The 10,141-nt window shown below is 69.6% G+C and carries 9 protein-coding genes; 1 reads left to right on the forward strand and 8 read right to left on the reverse strand.

Going from position 1 to position 10,141, the window contains the following annotated elements; genetic code table 11:
• Positions 1-31: 31 nt before the first annotated feature.
• The 8 genes from E8D38_RS00390 to E8D38_RS00425 form a co-directional block, all read right to left on the reverse strand.
• Positions 32-1,069, reverse strand: coding sequence for an ABC transporter permease (locus E8D38_RS00390; protein ID WP_140625740.1), 1,038 nt, complete (start codon positions 1,067-1,069; stop codon positions 32-34).
• Positions 1,050-2,534: a sugar ABC transporter ATP-binding protein gene (locus E8D38_RS00395; protein ID WP_140625741.1), complete on the reverse strand. Its 1,485-nt coding sequence runs from the start codon at positions 2,532-2,534 to the stop codon at positions 1,050-1,052. The genes E8D38_RS00390 and E8D38_RS00395 overlap by 20 nt, the downstream gene beginning before the upstream one ends.
• 11 nt (positions 2,535-2,545) lie before the next feature.
• A complete protein-coding gene (locus tag E8D38_RS00400; RefSeq protein WP_140625742.1) occupies positions 2,546-3,715 on the reverse strand; it encodes a Gfo/Idh/MocA family protein in 1,170 nt (389 codons plus the stop codon).
• Between the two features lie 13 nt (positions 3,716-3,728).
• Positions 3,729-4,793: a sugar phosphate isomerase/epimerase family protein gene (locus E8D38_RS00405; protein WP_140625743.1), complete on the reverse strand. Its 1,065-nt coding sequence runs from the start codon at positions 4,791-4,793 to the stop codon at positions 3,729-3,731.
• A 36-nt stretch (positions 4,794-4,829) separates the two neighbouring features.
• Complete coding sequence (locus E8D38_RS00410; protein ID WP_140625744.1) at positions 4,830-5,873, reverse strand: ABC transporter permease; 1,044 nt, start codon at positions 5,871-5,873, stop codon at positions 4,830-4,832.
• 18 nt (positions 5,874-5,891) lie between these two features.
• Positions 5,892-6,632: an ATP-binding cassette domain-containing protein gene (locus E8D38_RS00415; RefSeq protein ID WP_140625745.1), complete on the reverse strand. Its 741-nt coding sequence runs from the start codon at positions 6,630-6,632 to the stop codon at positions 5,892-5,894.
• Between the two features lie 104 nt (positions 6,633-6,736).
• A complete protein-coding gene (locus tag E8D38_RS00420; RefSeq protein WP_140625746.1) occupies positions 6,737-7,729 on the reverse strand; it encodes a substrate-binding domain-containing protein in 993 nt (330 codons plus the stop codon).
• Positions 7,730-7,891: 162 nt separating this feature from the next.
• On the reverse strand, positions 7,892-8,902 hold the full coding sequence (locus E8D38_RS00425) for a Gfo/Idh/MocA family protein (RefSeq protein ID WP_140625747.1): 1,011 nt from the start codon (positions 8,900-8,902) through the stop codon (positions 7,892-7,894).
• Positions 8,903-8,984: 82 nt separating this feature from the next.
• On the opposite strand from E8D38_RS00425, the gene E8D38_RS00430 reads away from it, so the two are divergent.
• Complete coding sequence (locus tag E8D38_RS00430; protein WP_246099283.1) at positions 8,985-10,019, forward strand: LacI family DNA-binding transcriptional regulator; 1,035 nt, start codon at positions 8,985-8,987, stop codon at positions 10,017-10,019.
• The last annotated feature ends 122 nt before the right edge of the window (positions 10,020-10,141 follow it).

A 10,141-nucleotide genomic window follows, 5' to 3' on the forward strand; every position in this document is an offset into this window, starting at 1 on the left:
TTGCTTTGGTTGCGTTGCTCAGGAACTCACATCACCGCCGTCCCCGCTGCAGGAAGGCCACGATGATGATCACCACGCCCTGCACCGCCGCGTTGAGGTACACGCTGATGATGCTGGTCAGGTTCAGGATGTTGCTGATGACCGACAGCAGCACCGCGCCGACGACGGTGCCGAACACGCTGCCGCTGCCGCCTTTCAGCGCCGTGCCGCCGACGATCACCGCGGCGATCGCCTCCAGCTCCCACAACAGCCCGGTCGTCGGCGAGGCCGACCCGAGCCGCGGCACGTACAGCACCGTCGCGACGCCGACACAGGCGCCCAGCAGCACGTACGAGACGACCTTCACGCGGTCGACCGCCACCGCCGCGTACCGCGCGACCTGCTCGTTGCTGCCGATCGCCTGCACGTAACGGCCGAAGCGGGTGCCGTTGAGCAGGAAGCCGCCTGCCGCCGCGACGGCCGCGAAGACCCAGATCGGGACCGGGATGCCGAGCAGGCTGCCGTAGTAGACCGGTGCGTAGGCTTCCGAGAGCGTTCCGTCGAGCGTGATCGCGCCGCCGTCGGCCAGCCAGGTCAGCACCGCGCGAAAGATACCCAGCGTGCCGAGCGTGACGATGAACGGCTCGATGCTGCCCTTGGTGATGAGCAGGCCGTGCGCGAGGCCGAACGCCGCACCCATCGCGATGGCGGCGACCAGGCCGGCGGCGACCACCATCGTCGAGGAGCCCGCGTGCGGCGCAAGAGCGTTCAACAGCAGGATCTCGGCGCCGGCGATCAGGGCTGCCATCGAGCCGACCGAGAGATCGATGCCGCCACCGATGATCACGAAGCACATGCCGACGGCGATGATCCCGATGAAGGCGGTGCGCGTCAGCACGTTCATCATGTTGTCCCAGGTGCCGAAGTCGCTGTTGAGCAGCTGCCCCGCAAGGCACACGAGCACGAGCCCGATCAGCGGCCGCGCGCCGGCGAGCCTGCGGCCGAGCCTTCGCCGGCCTTGCGGCTGCGTGCGATGCGCCGCCTCGCCGTCCAGCGGCGCGGCGAGGCTGTCAGTGGGTCCCGGTGACATGGGCGATGAGCTCCTCTTCGGTCAGCTGGTCCGCGCCCAGCGTGGCCTGCACGCGCCCGGCACGCATCACGACGACGCGGTGGCACAGGCCGATCAGCTCCACCAGCTCGGACGAGACGACGACGATGCCGCGCCCTTCGTCGGCGAGGCGACGGATCAGGAAGTAGATGTCGCGCTTGGCGCCGACGTCGACGCCGCGGGTCGGCTCGTCGAGCACCACGACACGCGGCCCGGGCTGCAGCACCTTGGCGATGGCCAGCTTCTGCTGGTTGCCGCCGGACAGCGACGAGGCCGGCGCGCCGAGGTCGTTGCAGCGGATGCCGAACTGCTCGACCGCCCGCACCAGCGCGCGGTGCTCGCTGCGGTGATCGAGCCATGGGCGCGCATGGCGGTCCAGGTCCATCAGCGTGAGGTTGTCGGCCAGCGGCAGCCGCACATGCAGCCCACGGCCTTTCCGGTCCTCGCTGAGGTAGGTGATCCCCTGCCGGGCGGCCTGCCTGGGCGACGCGAAGCGCGCCGCCGCGCCGTTCAGGCGCACCTCGCCGCCCCGGCAGGGCCGCAACCCGAGCAGGCCTTCGAACAGCTCCGTGCGGCCCGAACCCACCAGCCCGGCGAACCCGAGGATCTCTCCGGCGCGCAGGTCGAAGCTCACTTCGTGTGCCCAGCCGGGCACCGACAGCCCTTGCACCTCGAGCACCGGCGGCCCGGCGGGCGCCGCCGTCCTGGGCGGGAACATGTCCGACAGCTCGCGCCCCACCATCAGGTTGGCCATCTGCTGGCGCGTCAGGCTGACCGTCGGCGCCCGGGAGACGAAGCGGCCGTCGCGCATGACGACCACCTCGTCGGTGATGCGCTCCACCTCGTCGAGCTTGTGCGAGATGTAGACGACGCACACGCCCTGGTCGCGCAGGCGCCGGATCAGCGCGAACAGGCGTTCGATCTCGGCCGGCGTGAGCGTCGCGGTCGGCTCGTCCATCACCAGCAGGCGCGCCCGCCGCGACAGCGCCTTGGCGATCTCGACCAGCTGCTTCTCGGCCACGATGAGGTCGCGCGTGCGCGTGTCGGGGTCGATGTCCAGCCCCACCTGCTGCAGCGCATGCATGGCCTCGCGCCGCATCGCGGCGCTGTCGAGCCGCCAGCCCTTCACGCGCTCGTGGCCGAGGAAGATGTTCTGCGCCACCGTCAGGTCGTCGGCGAGGTTGAACTCCTGGTGGATCATCACGATGCCGGCGGCCTCGGCCGCGCGCGAATCGGCAAAGCGGCAGGCGCGGCCGTCGACGTGCAGTTCGCCGTTGTCGAGCGCCTCGTAGCCGGCCAGGATCTTCATCAGCGTCGACTTGCCCGCACCGTTCTCGCCGAGCAGGCCGATCACCCGGCCGCTGGCGAGGTCGAAGCTGACGCCGTGCAGCACGCGCACCGGCCCGAAGGCCTTGACCACCTCCCGGAAGCTCACCTGGAGCGCCATGCCGCCCTCGCCTACAGCCGCACCCAGCGGCCGTTCTCGGCCGACGACCGCACTGCCGCCTCGATGAAAGCCACGCCTTCGATGCCGTCGTCGATCGTCGGGAAGTGCACCTCGGCCGGCAGCACCGCACCGTCGCGTGCCGCGCGGATCGCCCCGGCGATCTCGCCATACACCGTGGCAAAGGCCTCCAGGTAGCCCTCGGGGTGGCCAGAGGGCAGCCGCGAGACGCGCTGCCCGTCGGACAGCACTGCGCCGGTGCCGCGAGATACCGTGCGCACCGGCTCGCCGAAGGGCGCGTGACGCAGCTGGTTCGGCTGTTCCTGCGCCCATTCGAGGCCGCCCCGGCTGCCGTAAACCCGCAGCCGCAACCCGTTCTCGTTGCCGGGCGCCACTTGGCTCGCCCACAGGCAACCGCGCGCGCCGTTGGCCAGGCGCAGCATGACCTGCACGTTGTCGTCGAGCGCACGGCCCTCGACGAAGGTGCTCAGCTCGGCCGCCAGCTCGCTCGTCTTCAGGCCGGTCACGTAGTGCAGCAGGTTGAAGGCATGCGTGCCGATGTCGCCGATGCAGCCGCCCGCACCCGAACGCTTCGGGTCGGTGCGCCAGGCGGCCTGCTTCTGGCCGGTGCTCTCGAGCCGCTCGGTCAGCCAGTCCTGCGCATATTCCACCTGCACGACGCGGATCTCGCCGAGCGCGCCCTCGCGAACCAGCTGCCGCGCGTGCCGCACCATCGGATAGCCGGTGTAGTTGTGCGTCACCGCGAAGATCCGCCTCACCTGCTGCGCGAGCGCCTTCAAGCGCTGCGCTTCGGCCAGCGTCGTGGTCACCGGCTTGTCGCAGATGACATGCACGCCGGCCTTCAGGAAAGCCTCGGCCGCCGGCGCATGCTGGTCGTTCGGCGTGACGATCGCAACCGCCTCGATGCCGTCGGCCCGCTCGGCCTCTTCCCGCGCCATCGTGAGGTAGTCCGGATAGCCCCGCGGCAGGCCGATCGCCTCGGCCGAGCGCAGCGCCCTGCCGGGCTCCGAAGACAGCGCACCGGCCACGAGCTCGTACTGGTCGTCCAGCCGGGCGGCGATGCGGTGCACCGCGCCGATGAAGGCGCCTTCGCCGCCGCCCACCATGCCCAGGCGGATGCGGCGCCCGGCAGCCGGGGCAGCGCGTGAGGACTCGATGGCCATGGCGTTGCCCTCCTCAGCGGCTGGCGAGGCCGAGCATGCGCTCGATCTGCGCGCGATCGGTCGTGCCGCCGGCAAAGTCGTCGAAGGACTTCTCGGTGACCCGGATCATGTGGCGCCTGATGAACTCGGCCCCCTCGGCCGCGCCCGCTTCTGGATGCTTCAGCGCGCATTCCCACTCCAGCACGGCCCAGCCGCCGTAGTCGTACTGCGCCATCTTCGAGAAGATCGCGCCGAAGTCGACCTGCCCGTCGCCGAGCGAGCGGAAGCGCCCTGCGCGGTTCACCCAGGACTGATAGCCGCCGTAGACGCCCTGCCGCCCGGTCGGCCGGAACTCGGCATCCTTCACATGGAAGGCCTTGATGCGTTCGTGGTAGACGTCGATGAACTCGAGGTAGTCGAGCTGCTGCAGCACGAAGTGCGAAGGGTCGTAGTTCAGGCAGCAGCGCGGGTGGCCCTGTACACGCTCGAGAAACATCTCGAAGCTCGTGCCGTCGAACAGGTCCTCGCCGGGGTGCAGCTCGAAGCAGACGTGGCAGCCGGCCTCGTCGAAAGCGTCGAAGATCGGCCGCCAGCGCCTGGCCAGCTCGTCGAAGGCCGCCTCGACCAGGCCGGCGGGCCGCGGCGGCCATGGGTACAGGTAGGGCCAGGCCAGCGCCCCGGGGAAGCTCACGTTGCTCGTCAGGCCGAGGTTGCGGCTGGCCTTGGCCGACAGCAGCATCTGCTGCACCGCCCAGCGCTGGCGCTCCGACGGCTTGCCGTGCACCGCGGCCGGCGCGAAGGCGTCGAAGGCGTCGTCATAGGCCGGGTGCACCGCCACCAGCTGGCCCTGCAGGTGCGTGCCCAGTTCGGTGACCTCGACGCCGTTGGCCCGGGCGATGCCCACGATCTCGTCGCAGTAGCCGCGCGACTCGGCGGCGCGCTGCAGGTCGAACAGGCGGCCGTCCCACGACGGGATCTGCACCCCCTTGAAGCCATGCCGGCCGGCCCAGGCGGTGATCGCCTCCCATGAATCGAACGGCGCCGCGTCGCCCGCGAACTGGGCGAGGTAGATGCCGGGGCCTTTGAGGTTCTTCGCCATGGAGGTCTCCTTGCGTTTCAGAGTCGATGAAGGCGGTCAGTCGCTCGAGCTTCGTGAACGAAGCCGGTCGAACAGCACCGCGATGACGATGAAGCTGCCGACGAAGGTGCCCTGCCAGAAGGTGCTGATGCCCAGCAGCGTCAGGCTGTTGCGGATCACTTCGATCAGCGCGGCCCCGACCACCGCGCCGAATGCGGTGCCGATGCCGCCCGAGAGGTTGGCGCCGCCGATCACGGCTGCGGCGATGACTGTCAGCTCCATCCCCTGGCCCAGGCCCGTGGTGATCGTGCCGAGCCAGCCCACTTCCAGGATGCCCGCGATGCCGGCGCACAGCGCGCAGAACATGTACACGCTGACCTTGACCGCCTTGACCGGCACGCCATTCAGCACTGCCGCCCGCTCGTTGCCGCCGATGGCGAAGAGATGGCGTCCCCAGCGGGTCCACCGAAACGCGAGGCTCGCCAGCAACGTCAGCACCGCCATGAAGACCAGCGGGTTCGGAATGCGCACCGCATCGACGAACGGAACGGACAGCTCGACGAAGCCCCCGCCCAGCGCCAGCAGCGCCGGCTGGTCGGGCCCGAACGAATAGACCATGCGGTTGTCCGACAGCACCATTGCGAGGCTGCGCGCGATCGACAGCATGCCCAGCGTCACCACGAAGGGCGGCACGCCCACGTAGGCGATCAGCACCCCGTTGACCGCCCCCACCACGAGCGAGACGGCCAGCGCCAGCGGCACGGCGAGCCAGATCGACATGCCCGCATGCATCGCCATGCCGATCACCATGCCGGACAGCACCAGGGTCGCGCCCACCGACAGGTCGATGCCGCCGGTGACGATGACCGCCGTCATGCCGATGGCGATGATCGCGACGAATGCGAAGTTGCGGCCCACGTTGAACAGGTTCTGCTGCGTCGCGAACACGTCGCTGGCGAGGGTGAGCGACACAAAGGCCAGCACGGCCGCCACCGAGACCCAGAAGGTCTGCTGGCCGATCAGCCAGGACCAGCCGTTGCGGCGCGACCGGCCGCCGGTCACCTCCTGGAGGCTGGCATCGATGGAAGCGGCCTTGTTCATCGCGTGGCCCGGGTGGCTTCAGGCCGCGGCGATCGCGCCGGTGATGAGGCCGGTGACCTCCTCCGGCGAGGTCCGGGCCACCGGCTTGTCGGCCACCTTCTGGCCGCGCCGCAGGACGACCACGCGGTCGGCGACCGCGAACACATCGGGCATGCGGTGGCTGATCAGCACCACCGCGATCTGGTGGCCGCGCAGGCGGCGGATCAGCTCCAGCACCTCGGCGACCTGGCGCACGCTGATGGCGGCGGTGGGCTCGTCCATCAGCACGATCTTGGGATCCGACAGCCGCGTGCGTGCAATGGCCACCGCCTGGCGCTGGCCGCCCGACATGCGGCGCACCAGGTCCTGCGGGCGCGTCTCGGACTTGAGCTCGGCGAACAGCTCACCGGCACGCCGGAACATCGCGCGGTAGTCGATCCAGCGCAGCGGCCCGAAGCCTCGCATGAGCTCGCGCCCGAGGAACACGTTCTCCGCGGCGCTGAGGTTGTCGCACAGCGCGAGGTCCTGGTAGACCACCTCGATGCCCTGGCCGCGCGCCTGCGACGGCTTGGTGAACTGGACAGGGCGCCCCAGCATCGTGATCGTGCCTGCGCTTGGCGGAAAGTTGCCGGCGATGATCTTCACCAGCGTCGACTTGCCTGCGCCGTTGTCGCCCATGAGGCCGACGACCTCGCCGCCGCGCAGCGTCAGCGACACGTTGGCCAGCGCATGGATCGCGCCGAAGTGCTTGGAGACGTTCGAGAGTTCGAGGATCGACATGCTGCCGGGCTCGTCGTCGCGTTGCGCATCGGGACGCCGGCGGCACCTCGGTGCGTTCCTCCCCCTCGCCTCTTGCGCTTCTCTTGCGCTTCAGCAGGCGGTGGTCACTTGGCCGGGCACTTGCCCAGGTTGGCCTGGGTGCACTCGTCCAGCCCGGTATAGAGCGGATCGGCCACCTGCTTGCCGTTGATGAGGTCGATCAGCACCGCCGGCGCGCGACGTCCCATCTCGAACGGGCGCTGGCCGATCTGCGCATGGCTGCGGCCGGCCTTGAGCGCGTCGAGCTGCGGCGGCAGCGTGTCGCCCGCGATGATGATCAGTTCCTTGGCCTTGAGCTTGGGCATGACCTGGTCGGTGACCTGCGCATAGGCCTGCGGGCCGAACTGCGCCCAGCCGCCGACCAGGATGAACGCGTCCAGCTTGGGGTTCTTGGTGAAAACGTCGGCCATCTGCTGATTCGCGAGGTCGATCTGGTCGTTGGTGAACACCGGGCAGCCGGCGATTTCGGTCCAGCCGCCCTCGCCCTTGAGCCGATCGATGCCCTTCTTGCCGCTGATGGTGTCGCGGAAGCCGGCGGCGCGCGCATTGATGTTGTCTGCCGCGACGTTGCCGAGCTGCAGGCAGACGGTGCCGCCCTTGGGCTTGAGCTGCCCCAGGTGCCTTGCCATCAGCACGCCCATGTCGTAGTTGTTGGTGCCCAGGTAGGTCTTGCGAAGCGCGCGATCGCTGGCGGCAAGGTCGGCGTCGATCGTCATGATCGGCATCCTGGGCCGCCGCGCCTTCAGCATGTTCGCCATGGCCGGCGCGTTGGACGGCGAGATCGCGATGCCGGCCACGCCCTTGTTGATCAGGTCCTCGACGATCTGCACTTCGCCGGCCTCGTCGGCACTGGAGGCCGGGCCGGTGTACAGGCAGGTGTACTCGGAGTTCGGGTTCTCCTTGTTCCACAGCGCGCAGCCATCGCCCAGCACCGTGAAGAACGGGTTGTCCAGGCCCTTGACCACCACCGCGAGGGTCTTCTTCTGGCCCCACGCCGACGCGGTTGCCAGCGCCGCCGCCAGCGCGACGGCCACGACCTTCAGCATTGCCTTGTTCATTCGCTGCTCCTTTCGCTGGCCGCACTTGGCAGCCGATTCCAGGGATCGCCGACTTCTGAACTGCATTGCAAAGACCGCCGACGGCGGTCGATCCGGCCGATTCTGAGGTGCGCACCTCATTTCGGTGCTAGGAGTTTCCCTTGGCTCGGCGCGCGGTGCGCATCAGCCCTCGCGGCCGATCTCTTCCCAACGCGCACTGCGCTCGGAGCGCCACAGCGCGTCGATCACCTGCATTTGCGCGATGGCATCTTCGACCCCCCATCCGGGTGCCGGCTCGCCGCGCACGCGGCGCGAGAAGGCCTCGACCTGCAGCTGGTACTGGTCGGCCGACGGCAGGGTTTCGGTGGTGATGCCGCTGCCGTCCACGGCGCCGCCGTCGTCGATGGCGATCCGCATGGCGCCGCCCTGCGGTGCGTTGAACGGGATCTGCACCTCCACCCGCCCGCGCGTCCCCACGGCCTGTACCCGCTGGTAGCGACAGCTCTGCGTCGAGACGGTGAACGCGAGCTGGCGGCCCGTGCCGAAGTCCAGCAGTGCGCTGGTCGTGCGGTCGGTGCCCAGGCGCGGGTCGCGGTCGACCAGCGCAACGCAGCGGTGCGGTTCGGCTTCGAACAGGTAGCGCCCGGCGAGGACGGCATAGCAGCCGATGTCGTACAGCGCCCCACCGCCGGTGGCCCGCTGGTTGCGGATGTTCGCGGGGTCGTCGTTGAAGTACGAGAAGAACACCTGCACCGCGCGCAGCTCGCCGATGCGGCCCGAACGGACCAGATCGCGCGCGCGCTGCCACTGCGGATGGTGGCGCACCATGAACGCCTCCTCGATCAGCACCCCGGCGGACGCCTCGCGCAGCGCCTTCGCCTCGGCCGCATCGAGGGCGATCGGTTTTTCACACAGCACGTGCTTTCCGGCCGCGGCCGCCTGCAGCGTGAGCGGCACATGCAGGTGGTTGGGCAGCGGGTTGTAGATCGCCTCGACATGCGGGTCGGCGATGAGTTCTTCATAGGAACCGAAGGCCTGGGGTATGCCCAGCGCGCCCGCAGCCGCCTGCGCCGATTCGAGAGAGCGCGACGCGATCGCCCGCAGCTCGACCAGCGGGCTGGCCAGCATCGCCGGCACGACGTGATCGGTCCCGATCCGGGCGGTGCTCAGCACGCCCCATGCAACTCGCTTCATGGCGGTTCCCCCGATGTCGCGCCGGTGCCGCAAGGCCCGTTTGAGTGGCGCACCTCATCCTGAGCGTCATATGATAGTCCTCATGTCCGATCCGCCTCGCACCAGCCTGCACGACGTGGCCCGAGCCGCGGGAGTCAGCCTTGCAACGGTGGATCGCGTGCTCCATGGCCGCGCCGGCGTGCGCGAGCGCACGGTCGAACACGTGCGCGCCGTCGTCGAACGCCTGGGCTACCGGCCCGATCCGGCCGCCGCCCGTCTCGCGCGCAAGAGCCGTACCCGGGTCGTGTTCGTGCTGCCTTCGGGCACCAACACCTTCGTCGACATGCTCGACAAGCAGGTGCATGCCGTGCTGCCCTGGCTGGCCGAGCAGCGCGCCACCGCCGTGGTGCAGCGCGTCGACGTGTTCTCGCCCGACGCACTGGCGCGCCACCTCGTCGGCCTGCGGGGCCGCTGCGACGCCGTCGTCGTGATGGGGCAGGACCACCCGCTGGTGCGCGCCGCAATCGACGAACTCGTGGCGCACGACGTCGTCGTCGTCACGCTGGTCTCCGATGTCCCCTCGTCCAGGCGCGCCCGCTTCGTCGGCATCGACAACGTGACCGCCGGCCGCACCGCGGCCTCCCTGCTGGGGCGCTTCGTCGGCTCGCGCGCCGGCAGCGTCGGCATCGTGATGGGCAGCAGGGCCCTGCGCGACCACGCCGAGCGGCTGTTCGGGTTCGAGCAGGTGATGGCCACCGAGTACCCGCACCTGAGCCTGCTTCCCCCCATCGAAGGCCAAGACCTCTCCGCGCGCACCGAGCCGGCGGTGGCCAAGCTGCTGCAGCGCGAAACGGGGCTGGTCGGGCTCTACAGCATCGGCGCCGGCAACCGTGGCATCCAGGCCGCGCTCGAACGCAGCGGCCGGGCCGACCGCATCGTCTGGATCTGCCACGAACTCACGCCACAGGCGCGTCAGGCGCTGTTGTCAGGGGTGGCCGATGCGGTGATCAACCAGGACGCGGGCCACGAAGTCCGCTCCGCCTGCCGCCTGGCGCTGGCCACACTGTCGGGCGAACGTGTCCTGCCAGACCAGGAACGCATCCGCCTCGACATCTTCCTGCGCGACAACCTGCCGTAGCAGCCAGTCGAAATCCTTCAGCGTCTGATAGGCTAGCCGCGCGCCTTGACGGGGCGCCCAAAGCGCGGGGGACGGCATGGCGTTGAAGCCGACTGGGGCAGTTTCGAGAGCCCGCGAAAGAT

This window comes from Methylibium rhizosphaerae (assembly GCF_006386545.1).
Lineage (GTDB): Bacteria > Pseudomonadota > Gammaproteobacteria > Burkholderiales > Burkholderiaceae_C > Pseudorivibacter > Pseudorivibacter rhizosphaerae.

What these genes read in the sequence shown, in the direction of transcription:
- E8D38_RS00400 (WP_140625742.1), bottom strand. Translation starts at nt 3,715, where the DNA reads ATGGCCATCGAGTCCTCACGCGCTGCCCCGGCTGCCGGGCGCCGCATC.
- E8D38_RS00405 (WP_140625743.1), bottom strand. Translation starts at nt 4,793, where the DNA reads ATGGCGAAGAACCTCAAAGGCCCCGGCATCTACCTCGCCCAGTTCGCG.
- E8D38_RS00415 (WP_140625745.1), bottom strand. Translation starts at nt 6,632, where the DNA reads ATGTCGATCCTCGAACTCTCGAACGTCTCCAAGCACTTCGGCGCGATC.
- E8D38_RS00425 (WP_140625747.1), bottom strand. Translation starts at nt 8,902, where the DNA reads ATGAAGCGAGTTGCATGGGGCGTGCTGAGCACCGCCCGGATCGGGACC.
- E8D38_RS00390 (WP_140625740.1), bottom strand. Translation starts at nt 1,069, where the DNA reads ATGTCACCGGGACCCACTGACAGCCTCGCCGCGCCGCTGGACGGCGAG.
- E8D38_RS00395 (WP_140625741.1), bottom strand. Translation starts at nt 2,534, where the DNA reads ATGGCGCTCCAGGTGAGCTTCCGGGAGGTGGTCAAGGCCTTCGGGCCG.
- E8D38_RS00420 (WP_140625746.1), bottom strand. Translation starts at nt 7,729, where the DNA reads ATGAACAAGGCAATGCTGAAGGTCGTGGCCGTCGCGCTGGCGGCGGCG.
- E8D38_RS00430 (WP_246099283.1), top strand. Translation starts at nt 8,985, where the DNA reads ATGTCCGATCCGCCTCGCACCAGCCTGCACGACGTGGCCCGAGCCGCG.
- E8D38_RS00410 (WP_140625744.1), bottom strand. Translation starts at nt 5,873, where the DNA reads ATGAACAAGGCCGCTTCCATCGATGCCAGCCTCCAGGAGGTGACCGGC.